Genomic DNA, 25,844 nt, shown 5'->3' with positions numbered 1-25,844 from the left:
CCTTGACGATGAAACAGCCTGACGAAATCAAAGGATCGCCGCTGCCAGCCACGGCTCCCCCGCTGCTGCCCATTCCGAAGGTGGATATCGCAGTCTTCTGCCAGTCGGAATCGGTAAGAGATGCCGTCGCCACGGCGGCGATCGATCGTCGGATGGCCCGCGCCACCGTGACGGTGAAGGCCGGAGGCATGAAAGAGGCGACTGCGCTCTATGGCGGCGTCACATCGCCGAACCTCGTCGTCGTGGAAAGCGACGAAGGCGAGGCCCGGCTGATGGCCACCCTGGAGACGCTCGCAATGGAGTGCGTCACCGGCACCAAGGTCATCGTCATCGGCCGCTCCAACGATGTGGGACTCTACAAGAAGCTTCTGGACGCGGGTGTCAGCGACTATCTCGTCATGCCGCTCGAGCCGATGGATTTCGTTGCGGCGGTACACCGCTGCTTTCGCGATTCCATGGGGGAAAAGCTGGGGCGCATCGTGGCATTCGTTGGTGTCAAGGGGGGGACCGGCTCCTCTACGCTCGCGCACAATGTTGCCTACGCCATGTCCAAGCGGGTGGATGCCGATGTTCTTCTGGCGGATCTCGACCTTCAGTCCGGTACGCTCGGCCTGAACTTCGATATCGAAGCAAAATACGGCATGGTGGATGTGCTCCAGAGTCCCGAACGCCTCGACGATGTGCTGCTGCGACGCCTGACGGTGAGCTACACGGATCGCCTGCACCTGCTTCCGGCAACCACGGATCTCGACAAGTTCATCAATCTGCGTGAGGAGGATGTCGATCATCTCCTCGACGTCGCTCGTTCGAGCTCGTGGCATGTCGTCGTCGACCTGCCGCATATCCTCACGCAGTGGACCCGGAAGGTTCTGCTCGAGGCCGACGAAATCGTCGTGACCGCGACGCCGGATCTTGCCTGCATGCGCAATGCCAAGAACCTGATCGATTTCCTGAAGAAGGCGCGACCCAACGATCCGCCGCCCCGTCTGGTGCTCAACAAGGTCGGCACCCCGAAACTGCAGGAAATCAAACAGAAGGATTTTCTGGCGGCCGTAGGCCTTGACGAAAGCGTCTCGCTGTCATTCGACCCGTCCCTCTTCGGCGCTGCGGCCAATAATGGCCGGCTGATTATCGAGTCGGCGCCCGATTCCAAGGCCGGGAAGGCCATCGTTGCGCTTGCCTGGCGGGTCGGCGGGACGCGTGAGCGACGAATCCGCCAAAAAGGGCTAAAGGCGTTGCTGCAGAAAGTGTTTAAGCCCGGCAAACCGAAGGCATCATCCTTGCTGAGCAAGAAGGCCGGCGAAATGAAGACCTCCGAGGCCGGTGCTTCGGCGGTCGAATTCGCGCTGATCGCGCCGGTCCTCGCTCTCGGTCTCGTGGCGACGGCCGATCTCGGTCTCGCGATCAACGAGCGGATGACGATCGACCATGTCCTGCGCGCCGGTGCGCAGGCAGCCCTGGCCGATCCCGGCGCGGCGCAGGTCCAAAAGGTGCTCGTTTCCACCCTGGCCCAGAGCCCGCGTCTGGCGAGTGCCACGCTGCCGGCAGTGAAGCGCTACTGCGCCTGCCCGGAAAATGCCGATGTCGCCCCTGAGGCCGCGCCGCAATGCGGAACGGTGACCTGCGCGAACGCGAAACCGCAATTCGTGTATTATCGGCTCGCGGCTGCAAAGTCCTATCGGCCGATGTCCCTGCCGGCGGTACTTCCCGTATTCGAGCTCGGGTCCTCCATGCAGGTGCAGGTCCAATGAGGGCTCCGCCCGCCATCCTTCGCCGCCTGTTGCGCAGTCAGTCAGGCGCTACGGCGGTGGAATTCGCGCTCGTCTGCCTGCCTTTGCTGCTGCTCGTCTTCGGCATCCTCGAGTTCGGCCGCGCCTTCTACATGCGCAACGAGCTGTCGCACGCCGTCGATGTTGCTGCCCGCCGGGTGCTGATCGGGCAGATCGCGCGCGATGCTTCGGACAGCGAAGCACTGACCAAGCTGGCCGGGGCGGTGCGCGAGAGCTTTCACAGCGGCGACCCGAGGCTGCTCACTATCGCCGTCAGCAAGGAGACGGTGGACGGCATAGCCTTCCGCGTGCTGTCGATCCGCTATCCCTTTACCTTCGTCGTCCCCGGTCTCGCCCAAAGCCCCGTCAGCCTCAACCTGTCGCGGCGCATCCCGATCGGTTGACCGGATTTCCATGCGCGGCCCGGGGCGTTTGCAACGACCCGATTGGCTGCGGCCATCGCTATTCGGATACGGGTGCATCGGTCTCCGAATAACCCGTGAACCGCGGCGTGCCGCAGTGAAAAGCTGAAGCAAATATCGGTTTCGGCGATCGGACTAGACCAACCGGACGAGCCATTTGCTCCGCCGGCTCGGCCATCAGGCTGAATGGATCAAGAGGGTTAACAAAGTCTATATAAGAGCCACACAGCAAGCGGGACACGAGGCAGAACCCGGCCCAACCCTGTGACGCCGAACCTGGTTTCGGCACTTTCTCCAACCCATTGAAGGACCGAACCATGAAAAATCTTCTCGCCCGTTTTGCTCGCAATGAGTCCGGCGCAACCGCCATCGAATACGGCCTGATCGCCGGTCTTATCGCCGTTGCCATCATCGGTGCGGTAGGGCTTGTCGGTACCGACGTGACGGCCGCGTTCCAAGCGATAGCGGACAGACTCGTCATCCCTGCCGCTTAATCCGGGCCTGCCGCTTAATCAGGGCCTGCCGCTTAATCAGAACCGTCGGTCGCCAAGCGAAGCGGAAGGCATTGCCTTCCGCTTTCGCATGCAACGCTCACGGACCTCAACAAGCAGAGCGACACCAATGTTCGGCAAGAAATCCCCCCTGGAAGAAAAGCCCCGCGAAGCGGCCGCTCAACCGGCGTCCGGTAATGCCGAGCCGCTGCGGGAGCCGAGCCAGAAGCCGAACGAAGTTTCGGCGGTCCGTACGGAAAAGGCCGACAAGGCCGAACATTATTACGCTCTGAAGAAGGAAATCTTCAGCGCCCTCATCGCGACGATCGACGTCGCAGCACTCTCCGGCATGGATGGGGAGCAGGCGCGCAAGGAAATCGGAGCGATCGTCAACGACATCGTCGCGGCCAAGAAGGCCGGCATTTCGATGGCGGAGCAGAACAATCTTCTCAGCGACATCTGCAACGACATCCTGGGTTACGGGCCGCTCGAGCCCCTGCTCGCACGCGACGACATCGCCGACATCATGGTCAATGGCGCAAACCAGGTCTTCATCGAGGTGAATGGCCGCGTGCAGGAGACGGGAATCCGTTTTCGCGACAACGAGCAGCTACTCAATATCTGTCAGCGCATCGTCAGCCAGGTTGGCCGGCGCGTCGACGAATCGAGCCCGATCTGCGACGCGCGTCTTGGCGACGGTTCCCGTGTCAACGTGATCGCGCCTCCGCTGGCAATCGACGGCCCCACGCTGACGATCCGCAAGTTCAAGAAGGAAAAGCTGACCCTCGACCAGCTGGTCCGGTTCGGCTCGATTTCGCCGGAGGGTGCCGAGGTTCTCAAGATCATCGGACGCGTGCGCTGCAACGTCCTCATTTCCGGCGGTACCGGCTCCGGCAAGACAACGCTTCTGAACTGCCTGACCGGTTATATAGAGCACGGCGAGCGCGTCATCACCTGCGAGGATGCGGCGGAGCTTCAACTGCAGCAACCGCATGTCGTGCGCCTCGAAACGCGGCCGCCGAACATCGAGGGGCAGGGTGAGATCACCATGCGCAACCTCGTGAAGAACTGCCTGCGCATGAGGCCCGAGCGGATCATCGTCGGCGAGGTCCGCGGGCCCGAGGCCTTCGACCTGCTGCAGGCGATGAACACCGGTCACGACGGTTCGATGGGAACGCTCCACGCCAACTCTCCGCGCGAAGCGATGGCGCGCGTCGAGGCGATGATCACCATGGGCGGGAGCTCGCTGCCGGCCAAGACGATCCGGGAGATGCTCGTCTCGTCGGTCGACGTGATCGTGCAGGCGGCGCGCCTTCGCGATGGTTCGCGCCGGATCACCCACATCACCGAAGTGCTCGGTATGGAAGGCGACGTGATCACGACGCAGGACCTCTTCGTCTACGACATCCTCGGCGAAGACGAGAAGGGAAACATCATCGGACGACACCGTTCGACCGGCATAGGGCGGCCGGCATTCTGGGATCGCGCTCGCTACTATGGCGAAGAGGCCCGGCTCGCCGCGGCCCTCGACGCGGCGGAAATGAAGGCCGCCGCTTGAATTAAACGCTGACAAAGGGCCAAAACAGATGGCAACCTCTTTGCTGTTTCCCGTTTTCGTCTTCCTCCTGGCATCCACCAGCATAGGCGGTGTGATGATGGCGGCGTTCTATCCGCGTGTCTCCAAGGCAAGCGCCTATCGCCAGAGATTCGAGCGCATTTCGGCGCGGGCGGAAGACAAGCGAAGCGAACCAGCCGAGACGGATGGCCGCGACCGCCGCCGGTCGGTGGAAAAGACGCTGCGCGAGATAGAGGAGAAGCGCCAGGCGAATGCGCGCAAAGGCAAAGTGACGCTCTCGGCGAGGCTCCGTCAGTCCGGCCTTCATTGGTCCCGCAAGGCCTATTTTCTCGTCTGTGCCGGCACCGCGCTGGTCACCTGGGTCGCGATGCTGATGGTTGCGGGCCTCGGTGCGCTGGTGTCGGTCGGTTTCGCGATCGCCGGCGGTCTGCTCCTGCCGCACCTCTACGTGAACATCAAGCGCAATGCGCGCTTTGCCCGGTTCGCTGCCGAGTTTCCGAACGCCGTCGACGTCATCGTCAGAGGGCTCAAGGCAGGTCTGCCGATGCCGGATTGCCTGAGGGTGATTGCCACGGAAGCGCAGGAGCCGGTCAAGGGCGAGTTCCTCGCGATCGTTCAGGACCAGACGCTGGGCATACCGGTGGACGAGGCCGTAAAGCGCATGAGCGAACGCATGCCGCTTGCCGAAGCCAACTTTTTTGCCATCGTTGTCGCCATTCAGAGCCGCACCGGCGGCAGCCTCTCGGAAGCGCTCGGAAATCTTTCCAAGGTGCTCCGAGAACGCAAGAAGATGAAAGCCAAAATCAAGGCGATGAGCGCGGAGGCGAAGTCCTCGGCCGGCATCATCGGTGCTTTGCCGTTCGTCGTCGCGGGCGCCGTATACTTCACGAGCCCGGACTACATGACGCTCCTGTTCACGACGACGATCGGCAAGATCGTACTCGTTTGCTGCGGCCTGTGGATGGGCATCGGCATCCTCGTCATGCGCAAGATGATCAACTTCGACTTCTGAGAACTTGAGATGAACCTTGGCGTCCATATCCCAGACCCGGAACAGTTGGCGGCCGTGATGGCCGGCTTCTCCGCCTTTTCAGCGGTCGTCGTCGTTTCCTGGCCTTACGTCTTCCGGAACACGCTGTCGGATCGCATGCGAAAAGTGGAGGGCGAACGCGAGCGTATCCGGCAGCGCGAACGCGCCCGGCTGGAGGAGAAGAGCAAGGTATCCTTGCGTGTGGAGCCGAAGCGCCTCTTTCAGGCGATCGTCGACCGCTTCCGCCTTGCCAAGCAGGCGGAGGACGGCGAGATCGTCCGCAAGTTGAGCATGGCGGGCTATCGTGGCCATGCCGCGGTGACGGCCTTTCTTGCTTTCCGGCTGATTGCGCCGGTTGCCATCTTCACGGCCTGCTTGCTTTACATCCTTTTGGTGGTCCGCCCGGAGGCACCGCTCCTTTTGGTGGTGGCGATGGCCGCCGCCATGGGCGCGTTCGGATATTTCGCTCCGGCGATCTTCATCAGGAACAGGATCACCAAGCGGCAGCAGTCGATCCGGCGTTCCTGGCCGGAGGCGCTGGACCTGCTGTTGATCACCGTCGAAGCCGGCATGGGAATCGAAAGCGCCTTCCGCAAGGTTGGCGAGGAGATCGGCACGCAATCGCCGGAGACTGCGGAGGAGATCCTGCTGACGACTGCGGAGCTTTCGTACCTGCAGGACCGGCGGCAGGCCTTCGAAAACCTTGGGCAGAGAACCGGCGTGGAGGGCGTGCGCGCCGTCGTCACCAGCCTGATACAGGCGGAGAAATACGGCACGCCGCTTGGTCAGGCGTTGCGCGTGATGGCACAGGAGAACCGGGACATGCGCATGAGCGAGGCCGAGAAAAGAGCGGCCGCTCTCCCGCCCAAGCTCACCGTGCCGATGATCCTGTTCTTCCTGCCCGTGCTCTTTGCGGTGATCATTACACCGGCGGTTATTCAGATAATGAGCATATAGAGGGGGCGGTGTGGCGCCTGCGCGTCAAGTCCGACGCGTGGGCCCCACAACGTTCATGTCCTTGTCTCGCCTCCCGGTTCGCATCGTCCCCGAGCGATGGCAGCGATGTTCTCGGCTATGCTTTCCAGCGGCAGCACCAGGTCCACGAGGCCGGCACCGATCGCCGACTTGGGCATGCCGAAGACGACCGAACTCTTCTCGTCCTGCGCGATCGCCCTGCCGCCCGCCACGCGCAGCGCCCGAAGCCCCTCCGTCCCGTCATCGCCCATTCCGGTGAGGATCACCGCGAGCGACTCACCCTTGAAGGCGCGCGCGATCGAGCCGAAGAGATAGGATCCGGACGGCTTGAAGCCGTTGACCGGAGCATCGTCCGAGACGCGTAGGCGCGATCTGCCCGAGACGCCGAGCTGATAATTGTCCGGTGCGAGGTAGACGGTGCCGGGTTTGAGAAGTTCTCCATTCCTGGCGACCTTCACCTTGAGCGGCACGGTCGCGTCGAGAGAGGCGGCAACGCCGTCGATGAAGCCGCTCGACATGTGCTGGACGATGAGGATCGGCACCGGGAAATCGGCTGAGAGGTCTCTGAGTATCGCACGGATCGCCGCCGGCCCACCGGTCGAGGCCGCGATTGCCACGATTCCGATCGGCGTCCCTGCCGCTGGCGGTTGGTCTTTGACCGCGCGATCTCCGCGGGCTTTCTGGCGCCATTGCCGGACGACCTTTACCTGCGACATGGCCTTGATCGTCGAAAGAAACTTTTCGATTGTCGGCTGTTCGAGCGGCATGCCGTGGGCGGCCGGCGCCGGGATGACCGCGAGAGCGCCCGCTTCGAGCGCCCGCGCAGAAATGGTCCCGAGCTGCGAGCCGTCCCTATGTGAGAGCAAAACGACCGGCGTCGGTGCCGCGATCATTATCTCCCTGACCGTTTCTGCGCTGTCATCCCCGGAAGGGCTAAGTTCCAGGGCGACAATGTCCGGCAGGAGTTCGCCGGTCATTCTAACGGCGTCTCTCCCGTTTCTTGCGATCAGGACGAGCTCCGCAGAGGCGTCCCCCTCGATCGCCCTCTTTACGAGATCTTCAAGCTCGTGCGTGGATGTCGCGAGAAGAATGCGTACCATCCTCTTCCCTCAAACGACCTGCCGCATTGTTTCCAGGAAGTCGTGCGCATCGAACTGATCCTTCCTCAGGTAGGCGTTTGCGCCGGCGCGCAGTCCCTTCAGCTTGTCTTCAAGGGATTCCCGCCCGGTGACGAGTACGACGGGCGTGCCGGTAAGGCGGTCCGACTGGCGAATGGCCCGGGTCAGCTCGAAGCCATTCATGGACGGCATATCGACGTCGGCTACGACCACGTCGGCTCCATGGTCGCGAAGCTGCTTCAACGCTTCCGTGCCGTCGGTCGCCATGGTCACCTCGTATCCTGCGCCTTCCAATATGAGCTTCACCAATGTTCGAACATATTTCGAATCGTCGGCGACAAGGACCTTCCGACGAGCGGCCGCAACGGGCCGGCGCCCGACGACGCTCTTGCGAGGCCGCACCTCGGCTGCAGCTTCGGCGAGGGCTGCGACGTTCAGGAGGAGGGCGATGCGCCCGTCGGGGAGCACCATTCCACCGCTGTAACGCCGGACATTTGCCAGGCGCGGACCGAGCGATCGTGTGAGCAGTTCCTGTTCGCCGGTGATTTCGTCGACGAGCACTGCCATGGGCCCGCCCGGCGAGTCGACGACCACTGCCGGGATGGTTTCGCTCGCGTCGCTCCGATTCGGCTGGAGGCGGAGCCAAAGCGAAAGATCGACGAAGGGCATCGGACCGGCGGGGGTCCGGACGAAATCCCTGTCCTCTACCAGCGTGAAGTCCCCCCGGCCGATCCGGATGACGCGCTGGACGGACGTGGTGTCGATCGTGAACACATGTCCTCCTGCAAGGACTTCCAGAACGCGAACCGTTGCAAGGGTCAGAGGCAGGGTGAGGGTGAAGGCAGCACCGCCGGTCGGTACCTGCGAAACGTCGACCGCGCCGCGTAGCTTTTCCACATTGCCTTTCACGATGTCGAGACCTATGCCGCGCCCTGAGAGGCTGGTGACGGTCGCCGAGGTGGAGACGCCCGGCTCGAAGACACGCCGCAGGAAATCCGCTTCGGATTGATTGCTTCGAGGGCTTTCGCCTGTCGCCGCACTCAGCAAAGCCAAATTCAGGCCGCGGCCGTCGTCTTCGACACGAACCTCCATCCGGTTTCCGCGCATGGCGGCCGAAACCAGGATGCTGCCCGTTTCCGGCTGTCCTGCCGCCCGACGCTCCTCCGGCGTTTGGATTCCATGCGCAACGGCGTTGCGGACGAGATGGCGCAGCGAATCCTGCAGCGCTGAAATGACGGAGCGATCGACTTCGATCTCTCCGCCCCTGATCTCCAGTTCTGCCCGTTTCCCCGATACCGCCGCCACGTCCCGGACGATTCGGCCAAGGCCCTTGCACGCCTCCGCAAAAGGCTGTGTGCGCGCTAGCCTGATCTCTTCGTCGAGTGCGGTCACCGCACTTTGCATCAGGCGAACATCCTGGCGAAGGAATGCCGCGAGCTGACGCAGGCCGTTTTCGACACTCGCCACCTGCCCGGTGGGATCAGAGCCCGGGGCGCGCATTTTCCTTGCTTCCTCGCGCAGCGAAGAGGCCTGCTCGGCATGACGCCGCATGACGCCGTTGAAGGTCAGCATCTCACCGCTCCTGTAAAGGAGTGCATCCAGGCGCGCGGCGGAGACGCGCATGGAACCGTCGGTGTCGGTGGTGCGAATGGCGATCTCCGGCTGAGGTAAGGGCGGATGATGGTGCGCTTCGTTCAAGCCGTCATCGGAACCCGCGCTTGCGACGGACTTCAGCTTTTCGACCACGTGCTCGCCATGCGCGGGAGAGGGGATCTCGCCGCCCTCAAGCAGATCGGCCGCGTTCCTGATTGCGTCCGCAGCCGACAGCAGCAGGTCCAGCCTCGATCTTTCGAGCACAAGCCGTTCATTCGCAGCGATCGAGAGAATTTCCTCCATCCAGTGACAAATCGTTTCCACGCCGCGAACCTGAAGCAGGCCGGCGGCACCCTTGAGGCTATGCGCCACCCTTAGAAGCTGTTCCTGCAGATGCCGTTTCCGATCCGCATCGCCGGACGCCTCAATTGCCAGCACGGCGTTCTCCATCTCCGACGCACGTTCCCGCACCTCCTGAGTGAACATGGTCAATAAGCCGGGGTCGAGTTCTTCAGGTGTTATCATGTTCGCTGCCGTGGTCGGTGAGCATTTCCTTCAGCCTTGAGCCGAGTTCGTTCAAGTCCTTCGCGGCCTCCTCGGCCTGCCGTATCGCCGAGAGGTTCTGGCTGCTGGTCTGTTCGATGTAATGCATGGCTTCGTGAATCTGCTTCATGCCGGCGCGCTGCTGACCCGCCGACGCGGCGATCTGAGCGACCGATCGCGCGGAGTCGTCGACGATCGCCTCCAATTGCCGGATGGTTTCGCCCGCTTCGCTGACCGTCTCGAGCGCACGGCTGACGCTCTTGGATCCATCCTCGGCGCCGATGACCGCGGAGTTTGTCGCTTTCTGGATTTCCATGAGGATGCGGCGGACCCTGGTGGTCGCAGCCTTCGACTGGTCGGCAAGCGTCCGGATCTCGCTGGCGACGACATTGAAGCCCCTACCGTGTTCGCCGGCGCGCGATGCCTCGATCGCAGCATTCAATGCCAGGAGGTTCGTCTGGTCCGCGATCTCGGCAACGACCGACACGATTTCGCCGATCTCGAGGCTGTTTTCCGCAAGCGAGAGAATATCTGCAGCGATCGTTTCCGTCCGCGCGCTGACGGCATTCATCACCTGCACCGTGTCGTCCAGCGCTCTGCGGCCCTCATTGCTGATCTTCACGGCGTTGTCGTAGGCGGCGGCAACCTGCTGCGCGCGCTGCGCCGCCTGTTCTGAAGTCTGCAATACCTCATCGACGCTCGTGACCGTCTGGGCAACGGCCGAGGACTGCTCGCGCATGCCTTCGACCTGTTGCGTGGTGCCGGCGAGAATCTCGGCAGCTGACGATGAGAGGTGTTGCGCCGTTTCCGAAATCGTGGCGAGCAACTTCTCGAGCCTCTCCCTGCTGCCCCGCTCGTTGTCGATCATACCGGCGAGCCTCTCCGTCATCGCATTAAAGGAGGCGCCGAGAACTGCGAGTTCGTCGCTGCCTTCGACCGACGCCTTCTGCGCCAGGTCACCGGCGCTGACCTTTTCCGCCAGCACCGCGAGCGCGCGCGTGCGGCGGGTCAGACGGCGCCCGACCCTCAGCACCTGAAGGAGCACCAGCAGGGCTAGAGCCGAAAAACCGAACTGCAGCAATTGGGAGCGCTGGAGCCGGGTGGCTCCGGCCTGTTCGATGCGGCTGATCAATCCGTCCAGACGCGCCGCAAACGCTCTGATCTCCGGATCCAGCTCGTCCAGCGCGCCGCGGCTGAGCGGTGCGCTGGCCATGGCGCTTTCCAGAGCGGGCCTGATTTCATCCCGCCATAGTTGGCGGGCTTGTTCGAGCTGCGTGAGGGCAGCAGGTTCGTTCGCTGCCGCCAGTCCGATCCCTTCTTCGCTATTCGCCAGACTTGCAAGAAGCCGCTCATTGCGATCCATCAAGCGGCGCAGTTCGTCGGCAACAGCGGCCCGAGCCGGACCCTCCGCCCGTTCCAGGTGACTGGCCGTGTAGATCATCTGGTAGGCCAGCCGTTCCTTGCCAAGCGAGGACGTCGCCGCAAGATCCGCCCGCACGCGTTCCAGAGCAATGAAGCTGGACCCGACGAGCAGCGCCGATGCTGCTAAGAATAGGAGCATTGCCAACCCCAATGCGCCATAGAGGCTATTTGCTGGTCGGGGACTCATGGAACTCGGTCCTTTCCGTCTCGTCGCTGGCGGTGATCTGCCCATCATCAAGAAAGAAGCGGCGGTCCTCCAGAAGCAGGCGGCCGTCGAGAATGACCGCCCCGGCTTTCGTCGTCGCCCGATGCCAAGCTATGCCCGCAGCGGGCTCGGCTGCGCGGATTTCCTCCAGCGGGAGCGTCGATATTTCTGGGGCTGCTTCGGAAAGGATCAGGAATTCGGGCCGTTCCCGCCCGCACACGATCGCCCAGTCATTGGCGATGCCGGCCAGTTGCGGGAGATCCAGCGGTCCGCGCAGATCGAATACGGGAAGCAGCTGACCGCGCAGGTCGTAAACGCCACAGGCATGCGGGGGCATTCCAGGGAGCGGGGTGACGCGTGCCCTTGAAACGATTTCGCAAACGAAGCGGATCTCCAGGGCAAACTGCCGATCCCCCAGCACGAAGATCACGAGATCGACGGCCTGTTCTTCGCTTTGCCCGGCGGATACGTCAACGGCCGCGCGGGGTGATCGTTGCACGTATTGCGCTTCCGAACCCTGTTGTGCCGCTTCCAGAAGCGCCTCCGTCTGTTCTATCGCGGCTGCCATACGGCTTCTGACGGCGGTCCAGTCGAGCGGACGGGCGGGGGGGCGGGAAGGTGTCTTCATCCGGCTTCGCTCCCGAGATGTTGGCGTATCGTGGCGATCTCTCGCCGTGCGCGCTGCGCCAGATGTCCGGCCGTCGCCTCGGGCATCAACGCAACGTGTTCGCGCGGCGAACGAGAGAGGCAGGACGAGAGCGCATTTTCGAGGGCGCGCAGGGCCGCCTGCGGATCGCTGTCCTTGAGGCAGACACCGAGGAAGAACTGTGCAGCCGCCAGTTTGCCGTCGAGATAGGCCACCCGCCGGAGTGCCGCCGTCGCGGCGTCGGTCTCGCCGCTGGCCATCCGGGAGACACCTTCAAGGAAGTGCAGTTCCGCTGACAGCGGATGCCTCTCGATCGCTCGGGCGGCAAGGCGGGCTGCCTCAAGGGGCTCACCCAGGTCGAAACGCGATCGGATTTGCCGCGCGATGGCCTTGGCCGTATCGTCACCGGTCGTTTTTCGCGATGCCGCGGCGCGAGCCCGGGCGGGCGGAACGCACGCGGCCGGGTTGCCGGTCTGGCGTCGAACGGGAGCGACGCACGCGGTCGGGCTCTTACGTGTGTCCGGAGCCATGATACGGCGGTAGACAATGCCCGCGGGCGTGATCGACGTCTCGAAGGGGGCGTATTTCCACAGGGGCGGGTCGGTCGGGGCCGTCAGCAGCCAGCCGCCATCGGAAAGGCAGGCCAGAAGCTGACGGGCGATGCGGCGCACCGCGCTCGCCTCGAGATAGACGAGCACGTTGCGGCAAAGGATCAAATCGAAATCGGGCGATCGCTTTCCCGGAGCCGGAAGCGCGTCGGCGCCGAGGTTCAGATGAGCGAAGTCGACCTGCCGGCGCAATCGCTCGTTCAGTCGAAAACGCCCCTCGCCCGAAGTGAAGTAACGTTGCCTCAGCCTCGGGGCCGTATTCCTCAAGGCCCACTCGCCGTATTCGGCAGCCTTGGCCGCTGCGAGTGCCCTCCTCGAAATGTCGGCTGCATCGATCCGGACATCGTCCAGGAGGCCCTCCTCTTCGCAGAGAATGGCAAGGGAATAGGGTTCCTCACCCGTCGCGCAGCCGAGGCTCCAGAACCGCAGAGGAGGCCCGCCGGACCGCCGTCGCAACAGTTCCGGGAGAATTGTCTGCCGTATCAGTTCGAATTGCTCGGGTCCCCGGAAGAAATGCGTCTCGGCGACCGTAACCGCGGAGATCACGTCGTCTGTCAAATTCTCGTCCGATCCCAACCGATCGAGAAGCGAGCGACCCTCGCCAATGCAGCGCCGCACCATCACCCGCTCTATCGCCGTGGCGACCGCTTCTTTCCGTGATGCCGAGAAGCTCAGGCCGATCTTGCCTGCAACCTGTTCAGCGAGCTCCAACGAGGCGCGGCGCCTGTTCACTGGACACCTCGTTGCCCGTGTGCCGGACAGGCGCGAAGCGGCGTCGGGATGAAACTCTCTGTCGAAACCGGCTGGCGCATTATCGTTCCACATACATTGACTGCTGTCGTCACTACGTCCTGGCGTGTATTTGCGCTATTCGTCCGGATGACCTAGAGGGCGGCCTATCCAAGCGGACTATTGTCGGTTTTCGGTCATCGGCAAAAGGCGCGCCCCGGCCGCGGCCGCCTCCTGGCGGTTCCTGACCCGCAGGCTTCGGAATAGTGCCGCCATGTGGATCTTCACGGTGCCTTCGCCGAGTTTCAGCTTGCGGGCGATTTCCTTGTTCGAGAACCCCTGTACAAGGAGCTGCAAGACTTCGCGCTGCCTCGGCGTAAGGAATTCGATGGTACGGCGGCGTTCGTTCTGGTCTCCCGCGGCAGGCGCTGGCGTCTCTGCTTCGGAAGGGGAGGCGCGGCCTGCAATGGAGGGAGGGACATAGACGGCTCCGTTGAGAATGGCGCGAACCGCTTCGGCCAGGTCGGTGGCCCCAAGGCCCTTGGGGACATAACCGTTTATGCCTGCCGTCAGGGCGGAGAGGATATCCGATCGGCGCGACGATGCCGAAACGACCGCGACTTTCAAATCCGGGTGGACGTCGCGCACGGCAGCAAGGCTGGCGACGCTTTGCATGCCCGGCATCGCGAGATCGAACAATGCCAGCGAGACGTCTTCGCGCTCGGAAAGCCTCTCGATCGCCTCGTCGAGTGACCCGGTCTCGATAATCTCGGTAAAGCGCAATTTGCTCTTCAAAATGAAGCCAAGCGCAATCCTGAAGAATTCATCGTCATCGGCAATAAGTGCGACGCCTGAGGCATTCATTACGCTATCCCCGCTCGCTGGCTCACGCCACGGGCTCCTAACCCGGCTCCACTTGCAACTAACGATCGTCTCGGCGAATGAGTTCCCGTCATTTCGATCAATGAGCGGTAGTAATTGAATTGTGCCACACACGCCGCGCGACGTGTAGGGCTAATTCCTGCCCTGCGTGAAAACTGCGGCAAGAGTTAGAGGGAACCGGCTGCGATCAGCTTGGAGATTTCCGCGGCGGGCAGGGGGCGCGAAAAGAGGTAACCCTGCACCTCATTGAAGCCTTCCGAATTCACCACCGCCAGCTGATCCTCCGTTTCGACGCCCTCGACCGTTGTCGTCATGCCAAGGCTCTGCCCAAGGCCGGCGACGGCCTTGACGATCGCGAGCGACTCCTTACCGTGTGGCAGGTCGCGGACGAAGGCCTGATCGACCTTGATCTTGTCGAAGGGAAAGCTGCGCAGGTAGCCGAGCGACGAATAGCCCGTTCCGAAATCGTCCATCGCGATCTTGACGCCGAGCCTTCGCAGGTCCTGTAGCAACTCGAGATTATGCTCGCTCTCATCCAGCAGAACCGTCTCGGTGATCTCCAATTGCAGACGAGCGGGATCAAGGCTGGTGGCGGAAAGGGCGTTGGCGACGGCCCTCACCAGGTTGCGATGCTTGAACTGGACAGGGGAGAGGTTTACGGCGACGCTCACATGTTCCGGCCAGCGCGCGGCTTGTCCACATGCCTCACTCAAAATCCATTCGCCGATCGGAACGATCAAGCCGGTCTCTTCGGCAATCGGAATGAATTCGGCCGGTGCGATCATTCCCCGCTGAGGGTGTCGCCACCGCAGCAACGCCTCGCAGCAGCTCACGGAGCGCGACTCCAGGCTCACCAGCGGCTGATAATGCAGCTCGAACTCTCCCTTCGCCAGCGCATCCCGCATTGCGATCTTCATCTGCTGGTGTGCCTGCAGCTGCGCATGCATCGCAACGTCGAAGAGCTTGTAGGTGCCGCGTCCGCTGGATTTCGCACTGTAGAGCGCGATGTCGGCTGCCTTGATCAGCTCATCTGCAGAGGTGCCGTCTTCCGGCGCAAAGGCAATTCCGATACTCGTCCCCACAGTTGCGGCGACGCCCTCGATGCTGAAGGGTTCGGAAAGGGTATCGATCATCCGCTGTGCGAGGCGGAACGCTTCGTCACGTGACTTCGTCAAAGGTTGTATTATGGCGAATTCGTCGCCCCCAAGTCGCGCGACAGTCTCCGTGGTTCTGACGGATTGGATCAGCCTTTGAGAGACCTGACGCAGTAAAGCGTCGCCGGCGGGATGGCCGAGCGTGTCGTTGACGGCTTTGAAGCCGTCAAGGTCGAGGCACAGCACTGCCATACGGGCATGGCTGCTCTCGTTCAGCGCCTGCTCGAAGCATTCGCGGAAGAACATCCGGTTCGCGAGGCCGGTAAGCATGTCGTGCCTGGCCATATGGGCGATCTGCTTTTGGGCCAGCAGCGTGTCCTCTTCCGCGCGACGCCGCTCGGTTATGTCTCGGCAGAAAATGGAAATGCCGTCTTGCGTCGGGGAGGCATTCGCTTCGACCCACCGGCCGAGCGACGACAAATGGTCCTCGAAAAAGGAGCGGACCCGTCGGTCCATCACTTCGCGGCAATGCTTGGCGAAGCTCCCCCTTTCCTCTTCGGGGAAGAGCTTCCAGAACACTCTTCCGAGCGCCTCGTCTCCGACCTGCAGGAGCTTCCGGGCGTTTTCGTTGAGATAGCGCACGCGCCAGTCGGCGTCGAGCAGCATGACGCTGTCCATGGTGCTCTCGAGTACCGAAGAAAGTTGGTCGGCAGCGGCTTCGGCATGCCTTTGCGCACGACTGATTTCGTCGCTTGCTCGCTTCGCATCGGTAATGTCGCGCCAGATCGACAGGATTCTGAACGGTTTTCCTCGATGGTCCGTGATCGGGGCCGAAATCACGTCCATGCATCTTTCTTCACCGCCGGCATCCCGAACGGAAATCTCGAAACGCGCTGTCTCCCCGCGTCTGACGCTTTCCCAGGCGGCCTCGACCTTGTCGGCGTCGGAAGCTCGCCCGATGGAGTCCCATGTCTGCCCCGTCACCGGAGCACCCTCATCCAGTCCGAAGATACGCCGCCCGGCCTCGTTCATGAGCAGCGGCCGTCCCTCCATGTCGAGCACGCGCACACAGTCGGGACTGCTGTCAAAAATGCTTCTGATAAACGCCTGAGCTTCCTGCTGAGCTACCTCCGCGGCTCGCCGTTCCGTGATGTCGAGAACGGACCCGACATATCCGAGGAACGTTCCGTCGGCGGAGAAGCGCGGTTGCCCGACGTCGATGACCCATGCCCAGCTTCCATCGGCCCGTCGCAACCGGTACTCGCTGTGCACCGGTTCCTTGCCCGCAGTCGCCCTGAAGAATATTTCCTGGACTGCCTGCCGATCATCGGGATGGATGACGTCGACCCAACCGAAACCGAGCGCCTCGGCCTCTGTTTGCCCCGTCGTTTCCAACCACAAGCGATTGAAGAAGCTCGTGTCGCCTGTGGGGTCGGCAACCCAGATCATCACGGGCGCGTTGTCAGCGATGGCGCGAAAGCGGGCCTCGCTTTCGCGCAAGGCGTCGGCAGCGCGTCGCCTTTCGTCGATATCTTCCAGGAGGCCGTACCAGCGCACGATTTTTCCACCCGCGTCTCGCTTTGCGGCTGCGCGAGCGCGGAACCAGCGATAATGGCCGGTCCTGGTCAAAAGCCTGTATTCGCAGTCGAATGGTGCGCCGCTTGCCAGGGAGCGGTGCCATTTCTCTTCCAAAGAGTCCGCGTCCTGCGGATGAACGGCTTTGGCCCATCCACTGCCGAGCGTTTCTTTTTCGCCCAGGCCAGTCAGTTCGCTCCATCGCGGGCCCACCTCCAGGACCTCTCCCGCCGTGTTTGCGGTCCAGGGAACTTGCGGGTGAAGGTCAACCAGAGAGCGATAGTGCTCCTCGCTTGCTCGAAGAGTCTCTTCGATCCTGCGCAGGTCGGTGATATCCACGATCGTCACGACCACGAACCTCTCCTCGGTCGGACCGGCGGGAATGCTCACGCACCGCTTTTTCGTCAGAAGCGTGCGCTGTGTCCCATCTGGCGTCGTGATTTGCTCTTCGAGCTCGTGGCCTTCGCCCGTCGAAAGCACGACCCTGTCGAGCGAGACGATCCTGTCTGCCTGCTCCCCTGGTAATATGTCGTGGTCGGTCCTTCCGATGAGCTGGTTCCGGTCTTTGCCCAGAAGCTCGCAAGCCGCGTCGTTGATGAAGACGAACCGTGACGCATCGTCCTTGACGATCACCGCTTCGGCAATGCCATCCATAAGCCGGTGAAAGACATCATGGGGCCTATGGGAGGGCGGTTCGGGCGTCGGTGCGTTCATGACACGACACTCAGATTGGTGAGGCGCTGTATCGCATTGGAAGAAAGCCCCGCTAGGTTGTGCAACCTGGGTCAACTGCTCGCGACCGTAAATTGTTCCCGGAGCAAGACACGGGCTTAGGCCGCTTCGAGCCGGCTGAACCGAACCGGGATAAGTTGCCGCGCCGCGAATTGCCCGGCCGAATCCTTGTCGATGACGGTCAGCACCTGTTCTTCCGAGCCGACAGGAAGAACAAGGCGGCCCATTGGCTTGAGCTGCTCGAGCAAAGCCGGGGGCGGCTGCTCAGCCGCCGCCGTGACGAGAATCTTGTCGAACGGAGCGTGCTCGGGCCAGCCGCGAGAACCGTCGCCGATACGAATGCCGACATTCGACATGCCGAGGCCGTGCAGGAGAGTTTCGGCCTGACCTGCGAATTCCTCGATGATCTCGACGCTCCAAACTTGGCCGGCGAGTTGCGCGAGGATTGCGGTTTGGTAGCCCAGGCCAGTGCCGATTTCGAGCACGGCCTCATGCGGTTGGGGGGCAAGGAGATCGGTCATGAGAGCGACCATGAAGGGCTGCGACACGGTTTTATCAAAGCCGATCGGAAGCGGCATGTCCTGGTAGGCAAAGGGCGCAGCCGGGACCGGCACGAAAAGATGCCGGGGCACCCGCAGCATCGCTGCCATCACCCGTTCATCGAGCGCCGCCTTGCCGAGTTCTTCGCTTGCAAGGTCGGCATAGATTGCGACAACCTCGACCATGTGCCTGCGCAGAACCGCGAGATGCTCTTCGTTCATTGGCTTCATGAGGGCGGGCTCTCCTCAGCCAGTCGGTCGGCAAATGGGCCTCTCGACATTAAAGGGTGACCGACATGCAATAGCAAGATCAAATGGCAACAATGGGCTGAGCGATCCGGCGCGTCGTAGGCAATCTCAGAAGGTGTAAGCCGACGGTCGCGCAAGCGCGGACAGAGCATCGGGGATTTGTCAAAGCGACAATAATCTTGTGAAAGACCCGATACTAGGGCACAATTTGTGAGTGCGGCGCTATCTCGACTCCGGCCGTCTTGCGCCGAGAGTTCGTGGCGAAAGGTCGGCGTCGATGCATCAGGGGTTCTTTCTTCTGTTCGCTACGGTGTCCGTGGTCACAGCCCTGACACTGGTTCTGGCGCGCAATCCGGTTCACAGCGCATTGGCGCTGATGGCGTGCTTCCTGCAGATTTCGGCAATCTTCGTCATGCTCGGTGCGCCGCTGCTCGCGGTCATCCAGATCTTCGTCTATGTCGGCGCGATCATGGTCCTGTTCCTGTTCGTGATCATGATGGTCGACGTGCGCGAAGCGGTGCTGCAGCGCTTCATGCCGGGCGGCAACCTGCCGGCGCTCGCGCTGCTCGTCCTGCTCGGTGCCGAGATGGTCGTGCTGGTGCTCTGGAGCGATCGCTTCACCGCAACGCCGCCCGTTGCCGAGCGCGGCGGCGATGCCATCAGGGATCTCAGCAAGACGCTCTTCTCCGACTATCTCCTGCCGTTCGAAGTCGCCTCGGTCATCCTGCTCGCGGCCCTCGTCGGCGCGATCGTGCTGGCGCGGAAGGAACCTGGCTAATGGTCCCGCTCTGGTGGTCGATCCTGCTCGGAGTGGCCCTGTTCGTGATCGGGGCGGGGGGCGTCCTGTTGAGGCGCAATATCCTGATCGTGCTGATGTCGCTGGAACTCCTGCTCAATTCGGTCAACATCAATTTCATCGCCTTCGCCCAGTACTACGACGACTTCCGCGGACAGATCTTCGCGATCTTCGTCATCGCGATCACCGCGGCGGAGGTTGCCGTGGCCCTCGGCATATTGGTCGCGCTGGTGAGGAACAAGTCCACCCTCAAGGTAGACGACGTCACCATTATGAAAGGATAGCGGCTTGGACCCGGTGATATCGACCCGGCCGCTGCTCGCCGTCGCCGTCGCCGGACTGGCGGCCCTCGCCATCCTCTTTCTCAACAAGCGCGAGAAACTCCGCGACGCGGTATCGCCGGTCGCGGCGGTCGCCATGTTTGCGATCGTCGTCTCCATGGCGCCGACGGTACTGGCCGGCGGCACCGTCGAACTGCGCCTGTTCGAGATCCTGCCGGGGATCGACTTCGCGTTCCGCGCCGATGCGCTCGGCATGGTGTTCGCCACGGTCTCGTCGCTTCTGTGGATCGTGGCCGCGGTCTATTCCATCGGCTACATGCGTCACTTGCACGAGCATGCGCAGACCCGCTTTTTCGCATGCTTCGCCACCAGCCTCGCGGCTGCGGTGGGCGGCGCCTTCGCCGCGAATCTGTTCACGTTGGTTATCTTCTACGAGGTGCTGAGCCTCGTCACCTATCCGCTCGTCTACCACCACGAGGACGAAGACGGATGGCGGGGCAGCCGCAAGTATCTCGTCTATCTGATGGGCGCTTCGAAGAGCGTGCTTCTCGCTGCCTTGGCGCTGACCTACCACATCGCCGGGTCGCTCGACTTCGTGGCGGGCGGGCTGCTGGCCGGCGCCAATGCCTCGGCGACGCTGCTCGCGGTCGTCTATTTCTGCTATCTTTTCGGCTTCGCCAAGGCGGCCGTAATGCCGATGCATGCCTGGCTGCCCGCCGCAATGGTGGCGCCGACGCCGGTCAGCGCGCTCCTGCATGCCGTGGCGGTCGTGAAAATGGGCGTCTTCTGCGTGCTGCGGGTGATCTTTCATGTCTTTGGTGTCGGCATGGTCGGGGAACTGGGCCTAGGCATCGCCACGGCCTATCTGGTCTCGTTCACCATCCTGATGGCGTCGGTCTACGCGCTGACGCGGGACGATCTGAAGGCGAGGCTCGCCTATTCGACCGTCAGCCAGCTCTCCTACATCGTCTTGGGCGCGGTACTGCTATCGCCGCTGGCGATGGTCGGCGGCATCATCCACATCGCGGCGCATGCATTCTCCAAGATCACGCTCTTTTTCTGCGCGGGATCGATCTATTGTGCGTCCGGAAAACGCAATATCAGCGACATGGCCGGCATCGGCCGCAGGCTTCCCTGGACGATGGGGGCATTCTTCGTCGCGTCGCTGAGCATGATCGGGATCCCGCCGACGGCAGGTTTCGTCAGCAAGTGGTATCTGGCGGAGGGCTCGGTAGAGGCCGGGCAGATGGCTTTCCTGGCCGTGCTGCTCGCAAGTTCGGTCCTCAACGCCGCCTATTTTCTGCCGGTCAGCTACACCGCCTTTTTCGAGTCGGAGACCAAGGAGAGCCGGGCGCCGGTTCGCGAAATCCCGCTGGTCACGATCCCGCTGGTCGCGACCGCGATCCTCTCAGTGCTGATGGGCATCTTCCCTTACTATTTCCTCACCCTCGCGGACGGAGTGATCCGATGATCAAGCCTGTCGTCGTTTTCTTTGGTGACGCGCAATATGCGAGGCTGCGCCGGCGGCTGTTCTATCTGGTGCTCGTCCTGATCTTCGTCGCCGACTTCCTGGTTCGCCGCGACCACGCCGAATACCTGTGGGAGCGCCTGCCGGGCTGGTCGGCGGCGTACGGCTTCGGCTCCTGCGTGCTGCTCATCTTCGTTTCCAAGTTTCTCGGCCACCGCGCCGGGCTGATGCGGCGCGAGGACTATTATGACTGATTTCGTCCATCCGGCCATCATCTTCATTCTGGGCGCTCTGCCGATCCCGTTCTTCACGGGACCGGTGCGTAAAGCTTATCTCGTGCTGATCCCGGTACTGGCGGTCGTCGTCGTCCTGGCGATAGAGCCCGGCAGTTATGGCGAGACGCAGTTCCTCGGCCAGGAAATTCTGATTGCAAAGGTCGACCAGCTCAGCACCGTCTTCGCTACCGTCTTCACCATCATGGCGCTGATCGGGACGGTCTATGCATTGCACCTTTCCGGCGCCGGCCAGCATGTAGCCGCCTTCGTCTATGTCGGCAGCGCGCTGGGCGTGGTGTTCGCAGGCGACTATCTGACCCTCTATCTGTTCTGGGAGGGCATGGCATTCGCGTCGGCTTATCTCGTCTTCGCTCAAGGAGGGGGACAGGCGATCCGCGCTGCCTTTCGGTATCTCATGGTCCACGTCACCGGCGGCGTCATCCTGCTCGGTGGAATTCTGCTCCATGGGGCAGCCGCAGGCTCGCTGCTCTTCGGTCCGGTCGAGGGCGCTTTGGACGCGGGTACCTATCTCATTCTTGCCGGCTTCCTGCTCAACGCGGCGGTGCCGCCGCTCAATGCCTGGCTGACCGATGCCTACCCGGAGGCGACCGTCACCGGCGCGGTGTTCATGAGCGCCTTCACGACCAAGACCGCCGTCTACGTGCTGGCACGGGCGTTTCCGGGTATCGAACTGCTGGTCTGGCTCGGCACGGTGATGGCGCTCTACGGCGTCATTTATGCGGTGCTGGAAAACGACTGCCGCCGCCTTCTTGCCTATCATATCGTCAGTCAGGTGGGCTACATGGTCGCGGGCATCGGCATCGGCACCGAGCTGGCGGTGAACGGGGCCACCAGTCACGCCTTCGCGCACATCCTTTACAAGGGGCTTTTGTTCATGGGTGCCGGGTCGGTGATCTACGTCACCGGCCGGCGCAAGCTCACCGAGCTTGGCGGGCTCTACAAGGCGATGCCGCTGACGGTAGCGCTCTATATGATCGGCGCCTTTGCGATCTCGGCATTTCCGTTCTTCTCGGGTTTTGTCAGCAAATCGATGGTGATAGCCGCGGCAGGGCAGGATCATCGCGCGCTTGTGATGCTGGCGCTGACGATGGCGTCGTCCGGGACGTTCCTGCACACCGGGCTCAAGCTTCCCTATTACATGTTTTTCGGTACCGACCGGGGGCTGCAGGCACGGGAGCCACCCGGCAACATGCTGGTCGCGATGGGCATGGCGGCGGCGCTCTGCATCGCCATCGGCGTATTCCCCGGCCCGCTCTACGCGCTTCTGCCCTATCCTGTCGATTTCGAGCCCTATACCGGCGTCCACGTGACCGAAAGCCTCGGGATCCTCATGTTCACGGCTTTGGGCTTCGTGATCTTCCTTCGGGCGCTCGATCCCGAGAACACGATCAGCCTCGACACCGACTGGTTCTATCGCAAGGGCGCCCGCGCCTTCATGTGGTTCGCAGAACGACCGTTGGCGCGTTATGAGAAGGCGGTCAGCGACGTGTCGGAGACTGCGGTACTGCCCTTCCTGCACGGCTCGGCGCGCACGGGGGTGCGGCTCGATCTCAATGGCGTGGACGGCGTCGTGAATGGTTTCGCCCGATCGATCCTTGACGGCGGCAGCGTATTGCGACGTTGGCAGACCGGCGTCGTCACCCATTACGTGCTGGCGATGATCGCCGGCCTGATCGCGGCCATCCTCGTCTTTGCGGTGGTGTGGAGGTAGGCACGATGTCGATCCCGCTGCTGAGCCTCATCGTCTTCCTGCCCGTCGCCGGGGCGGCGGTGGTGGTGTTCATGCGCAGCGACGATGCGGTGCGGTGGACGGCGCTCGGTTTCGGGATTGTCGATCTCGCTCTCTGCATAGTTATGCTGGCCGGTTTCGATACGACGACGCACGAAATGCAGTTCACCGAGAGCCGTCCCTGGGTGCCCGCGCTCGGGATCACTTATACACTCGGCGTCGACGGCATCAGCGCGCTCTTCCTGTTCCTGACGGCGCTTTTGAGCTTGATCTCCGTGCTCGCTTCCTGGGTGGCGGTCGACCGCAAGGTGAAGGAGTTCATGGTCAGCCTGCTGATCATGCAGGCGCTGATGCTCGGTGTCTTCTGCGCGCTCGACCTGTTCCTGTTCTACGTCTTCTGGGAGGCGATGCTGATTCCGATGTATCTGATCATCGGCGTCTGGGGCGGCGAAGGCCGGGTCTATGCTGCGTTCAAGTTCTTCCTCTACACGCTGGCCGGCAGCATCCTCTTCCTGATCGGCGTCATCGTGCTCTATTTCCAGGGGGGCGAGACCTTCGACATACTCGCCCTGACGGCGCAGGATCTGCCCTTCGGCGTTCAGTCCTGGCTGTTCTTCGCCTTCCTGGTGGCCTTCGCCGTCAAGGTGCCGATGGTGCCGGTGCACACCTGGCTGCCGGACGCACATGTCCAGGCGCCGACGGCGGGCAGCATCATTCTCGCCGGCGTGCTCCTGAAGATGGGCGCTTACGGGTTCCTGCGCTTCTCGCTGCCGATGCTGCCGGAAGCATCGCTCTATTATTCGACGCTTATGCTCGTGCTTTCGGCTCTTGCGATCGTTTATGGCGGCTTGCTGGCCCTGGCTCAGGACGACCTGAAAAAGCTCGTGGCCTATTCCAGCATCAGCCATATGGGCTTTGTGACGCTCGGGATTTTCGCGCTGAATCTGCGCGGGCTCGAGGGCAGCATCCTGCAGATGTTCAACCACGGGATAACGACTGGCGCATTGTTCCTGTTCGTGGGCCTGATCTACGAGCGCACGCATACCCGCAGCATCGCGAATTACGGCGGGCTGATGAAGGTGGCGCCCGTCTATACTGCCTTTCTTGCGCTCTTCACCCTGTCTTCGATGGCGCTGCCGGGGACGAACGCTTTCGTCGGCGAACTGCTGGTGCTGTCAGGCGGGTTTGCGGCAAACCTTGCCGCGGGCGCCGCGGCCGTAGTGGGTGCGTTGCTGAGTGCCGCCTACCTGCTCGGCATGTACGGGAAAGTGGCGCTTGGTCCGCCGAATGTGAGTGCCAGGTACAATATAAACGACGTGAACGGCCGCGAGCTGGCTGCCATTCTGCCGCTCGCCGTCTTTGTGCTCTGGATCGGCCTCTATCCGCGACCGTTCCTCGGGATCATCGACGCGTCGGTGCGAAATCTGCTGGTGCAGGTACACGGTGAAGGGAGCGGTCAATGACTGCTGCCGCGCTTCTCCAATGGGCCCTGGCGAGCGTCCCCGAGATCATCGTGGTCACCGGTGCCTGCATCCTGCTGATTGTCGGAGAGCTTGTGCGCAAGGGGCGGGACGAACTGCTCCTGTGGGCTTCGGTCGCGATCGTGCTCCTCGCCGCGGTGGCCACGCTCATGCTGGCAGGCGAGATACGGCCGGCCTATGCGGGCATGTTCATTTCCGACCGCTTCGCCGTCTTTTTCAAGTTGTTGTTTTATCTGGCGACCATCCTGACCTTTTTCCTGTCGCGGAAATACGCCGAGATCGAGGGGATCGGCAGGAGCGAATATTATGTCCTGCTGCTCTTCGCCCTTGCGGGGATGATGATCATGGCCTCGTCGATCGACCTTCTGTCGATCTATGTAGGTCTCGAGCTGATGGTGCTCTGCACCTATGTGCTGACAGGCTTCCTGCGCAAAGAGCGGCGGTCGAACGAGGCGGCGTTGAAATATGTGATCCTCGGCGCAGTCTCGACGGCGATTTTCCTTTATGGCGTTTCGCTCATCTACGGGCTCACCGGTACGACCCAACTGGACCGGATGGCTGAGGCGGTGAGCGGCGGTCCGCTCGATCCCGCCCTGCTGCTGGCGGTCGTTTTCATCGTTGCGGGGCTCGTCTTCAAGATCGGGGCCGTGCCGTTCCATATGTGGGTGCCGGACGTCTATGAAGGCGCGCCGACGACGATCACTGCCTTCATGTCGGTCGCGCCCAAGGCGGCCGGGTTCGCAGTGATTCTCCGGGTGTTCCTCAATCCGCTTGTCGAGGTCTCGAACGCCTGGATCATCGTCGCGGCCATTGCTGTGGCAACGATGGCGCTCGGCAGTTTCGTGGCGCTGGTGCAGGATAATTTCAAGCGCCTGCTCGCCTATTCCAGCATCGCCCATGCGGGTTTTGCTATTTTCGGAGTGGTGGCCGGCGGCCAGGACGGGATCGCCAGCGTGATGCTCTATCTGCTTATCTACACTTTCATGAATCTCGGCATTTTCGGCGCCGTGATCATGATGCGGAACGGCGATCTATCCGGCGAGGTCATCGAAGACTACGCAGGTTTCGCCAAGTTCCATCCCGGGCTCGCGCTTCTGATGCTCCTTTATCTCTTCTCGCTCGCCGGCATCCCGCCGACGGCCGGTTTCTTCGCCAAGTTCTACGTGCTGGTCGCGCTGGTGGAGCGAGGTTTCGTCGTGCTGGCGGTGATCGCAGTCCTGCTCAGCGTCGTCGCCGCCTATTTCTATATCCGCATCGTGATGGTGATCTACATGCGCGAGCCGGAAAGGACGTTCGAACCTGCGCTGACGCCGCTCGTCCGTGCCACGCTCGCCTTCACCGCCGCCGGCACCATCGGCATCGGCCTGTTTCCGGCGTGGTTCCTGAGGCTTGCTCAACAGTCGGCTTTCGGAGGGTAAGGCGGGTCCTCGCCGCTGTATCGTCGATTGCTGCAGGCGGGCCAATTCAAATCATACATTACTAATCAATTGGATTTGCATTGATCAGCCCGACGGCATAGACTCGCCTTCGAGGAAAAGGATTGCCCAGACCGCCTCTCGGGGCGCCGGCATCCCCGGTTCCGAAGGGACCGATCG

At 62.4% G+C, this 25,844-nt stretch carries 21 protein-coding genes; 13 read left to right on the top strand and 8 right to left on the bottom strand.

Features of this window, described 5'->3' with window-relative positions; all coding sequences use genetic code 11:
- Nucleotides 1-8: 8 nt before the first annotated feature.
- The 6 genes from CN933_RS29585 to CN933_RS29560 all read left to right on the top strand — a co-directional run bounded on the left by CN933_RS29585 (nucleotide 9) and on the right by CN933_RS29560 (nucleotide 6,245).
- A complete protein-coding gene (locus CN933_RS29585; protein ID WP_102763255.1) occupies nucleotides 9-1,751 on the top strand; it encodes an AAA family ATPase in 1,743 nt (580 codons plus the stop codon).
- Nucleotides 1,748-2,173, top strand: a complete 426-nt coding sequence (locus CN933_RS29580) for a TadE/TadG family type IV pilus assembly protein (RefSeq protein ID WP_102763254.1) — start codon at nucleotides 1,748-1,750, stop codon at nucleotides 2,171-2,173. The genes CN933_RS29585 and CN933_RS29580 overlap by 4 nt, the downstream gene beginning before the upstream one ends.
- Before the next feature lie 335 nt (nucleotides 2,174-2,508).
- Nucleotides 2,509-2,685, top strand: coding sequence for a Flp family type IVb pilin (locus CN933_RS29575; protein ID WP_102763253.1), 177 nt, complete (start codon nucleotides 2,509-2,511; stop codon nucleotides 2,683-2,685).
- Between the two features lie 127 nt (nucleotides 2,686-2,812).
- Nucleotides 2,813-4,240 (top strand): TadA family conjugal transfer-associated ATPase, encoded by a 1,428-nt coding sequence (locus CN933_RS29570; protein ID WP_245425219.1) that lies wholly within the window; start codon nucleotides 2,813-2,815, stop codon nucleotides 4,238-4,240.
- 28 nt (nucleotides 4,241-4,268) lie between these two features.
- A complete protein-coding gene (locus CN933_RS29565; RefSeq protein WP_102763251.1) occupies nucleotides 4,269-5,270 on the top strand; it encodes a type II secretion system F family protein in 1,002 nt (333 codons plus the stop codon).
- A gap of 9 nt (nucleotides 5,271-5,279) precedes the next feature.
- Entirely contained in the window at nucleotides 5,280-6,245 is a 966-nt protein-coding gene (locus tag CN933_RS29560) for a type II secretion system F family protein (protein ID WP_102763250.1), read from the top strand.
- Between the two features lie 53 nt (nucleotides 6,246-6,298).
- Here the strand turns inward: CN933_RS29560 and CN933_RS29555 are convergent, their stop codons facing one another.
- From CN933_RS29555 to CN933_RS29520, 8 genes are all read right to left on the bottom strand, one after another.
- The gene (locus CN933_RS29555) at nucleotides 6,299-7,363 is read right to left on the bottom strand and encodes a chemotaxis protein CheB (RefSeq protein ID WP_102763249.1); all 1,065 of its coding nucleotides are present in this window, start codon (nucleotides 7,361-7,363) and stop codon (nucleotides 6,299-6,301) included.
- 9 nt (nucleotides 7,364-7,372) lie between these two features.
- Nucleotides 7,373-9,499, bottom strand: a complete 2,127-nt coding sequence (locus tag CN933_RS29550; protein WP_102763248.1) for a hybrid sensor histidine kinase/response regulator — start codon at nucleotides 9,497-9,499, stop codon at nucleotides 7,373-7,375.
- Nucleotides 9,486-11,126 carry a methyl-accepting chemotaxis protein gene (locus CN933_RS29545; protein WP_180980847.1) on the bottom strand — a complete coding sequence of 547 codons (1,641 nt, stop codon included), beginning with the start codon at nucleotides 11,124-11,126 and terminating at the stop codon, nucleotides 9,486-9,488. The genes CN933_RS29550 and CN933_RS29545 overlap by 14 nt, the downstream gene beginning before the upstream one ends.
- Entirely contained in the window at nucleotides 11,104-11,772 is a 669-nt protein-coding gene (locus CN933_RS29540) for a chemotaxis protein CheW (RefSeq protein WP_102763246.1), read from the bottom strand. The genes CN933_RS29545 and CN933_RS29540 overlap by 23 nt, the downstream gene beginning before the upstream one ends.
- Nucleotides 11,769-13,130 (bottom strand): CheR family methyltransferase, encoded by a 1,362-nt coding sequence (locus tag CN933_RS29535; protein WP_102763245.1) that lies wholly within the window; start codon nucleotides 13,128-13,130, stop codon nucleotides 11,769-11,771. The genes CN933_RS29540 and CN933_RS29535 overlap by 4 nt, the downstream gene beginning before the upstream one ends.
- 177 nt (nucleotides 13,131-13,307) lie before the next feature.
- Nucleotides 13,308-13,991, bottom strand: coding sequence for a LuxR C-terminal-related transcriptional regulator (locus CN933_RS29530; protein WP_102763244.1), 684 nt, complete (start codon nucleotides 13,989-13,991; stop codon nucleotides 13,308-13,310).
- 185 nt (nucleotides 13,992-14,176) lie between these two features.
- Nucleotides 14,177-17,392, bottom strand: a complete 3,216-nt coding sequence (locus CN933_RS29525; RefSeq protein ID WP_102763243.1) for a sensor domain-containing protein — start codon at nucleotides 17,390-17,392, stop codon at nucleotides 14,177-14,179.
- Between the two features lie 116 nt (nucleotides 17,393-17,508).
- Nucleotides 17,509-18,180: a protein-L-isoaspartate(D-aspartate) O-methyltransferase gene (locus CN933_RS29520; protein WP_102763242.1), complete on the bottom strand. Its 672-nt coding sequence runs from the start codon at nucleotides 18,178-18,180 to the stop codon at nucleotides 17,509-17,511.
- Nucleotides 18,181-18,475: 295 nt separating this feature from the next.
- Between CN933_RS29520 and CN933_RS29515 the strand changes: the two genes are divergently transcribed.
- Genes CN933_RS29515 through CN933_RS29485 form a run of 7 tightly spaced genes read left to right on the top strand, consistent with a single transcriptional unit; the run spans nucleotide 18,476 to nucleotide 25,667 of the window.
- Nucleotides 18,476-18,976, top strand: a complete 501-nt coding sequence (locus tag CN933_RS29515; protein ID WP_102763241.1) for an NADH-quinone oxidoreductase subunit J family protein — start codon at nucleotides 18,476-18,478, stop codon at nucleotides 18,974-18,976.
- Complete coding sequence (gene nuoK / locus CN933_RS29510) at nucleotides 18,976-19,278, top strand: NADH-quinone oxidoreductase subunit NuoK (protein ID WP_100673253.1); 303 nt, start codon at nucleotides 18,976-18,978, stop codon at nucleotides 19,276-19,278. Before CN933_RS29515 ends, nuoK begins: the two co-directional genes overlap by 1 nt.
- Before the next feature lie 4 nt (nucleotides 19,279-19,282).
- The gene (locus tag CN933_RS29505; RefSeq protein WP_018096360.1) at nucleotides 19,283-20,746 is read left to right on the top strand and encodes a monovalent cation/H+ antiporter subunit D family protein; all 1,464 of its coding nucleotides are present in this window, start codon (nucleotides 19,283-19,285) and stop codon (nucleotides 20,744-20,746) included.
- Nucleotides 20,743-20,997 carry a hypothetical protein gene (locus CN933_RS29500; RefSeq protein WP_102763240.1) on the top strand — a complete coding sequence of 85 codons (255 nt, stop codon included), beginning with the start codon at nucleotides 20,743-20,745 and terminating at the stop codon, nucleotides 20,995-20,997. Before CN933_RS29505 ends, CN933_RS29500 begins: the two co-directional genes overlap by 4 nt.
- Nucleotides 20,990-22,750, top strand: coding sequence for a Na(+)/H(+) antiporter subunit D (locus CN933_RS29495; protein WP_102763239.1), 1,761 nt, complete (start codon nucleotides 20,990-20,992; stop codon nucleotides 22,748-22,750). The genes CN933_RS29500 and CN933_RS29495 overlap by 8 nt, the downstream gene beginning before the upstream one ends.
- A gap of 5 nt (nucleotides 22,751-22,755) precedes the next feature.
- A complete protein-coding gene (locus tag CN933_RS29490) occupies nucleotides 22,756-24,231 on the top strand; it encodes an NADH-quinone oxidoreductase subunit M (protein ID WP_102763238.1) in 1,476 nt (491 codons plus the stop codon).
- Nucleotides 24,228-25,667 (top strand): NADH-quinone oxidoreductase subunit N, encoded by a 1,440-nt coding sequence (locus CN933_RS29485; protein ID WP_102763237.1) that lies wholly within the window; start codon nucleotides 24,228-24,230, stop codon nucleotides 25,665-25,667. Before CN933_RS29490 ends, CN933_RS29485 begins: the two co-directional genes overlap by 4 nt.
- Nucleotides 25,668-25,844 lie beyond the last annotated feature (177 nt).

The organism is Sinorhizobium sp. M4_45, assembly GCF_002885915.1.
Lineage (GTDB): Bacteria > Pseudomonadota > Alphaproteobacteria > Rhizobiales > Rhizobiaceae > Sinorhizobium > Sinorhizobium meliloti_A.
This window is presented reverse-complemented; position numbering and strand designations above follow the sequence as displayed.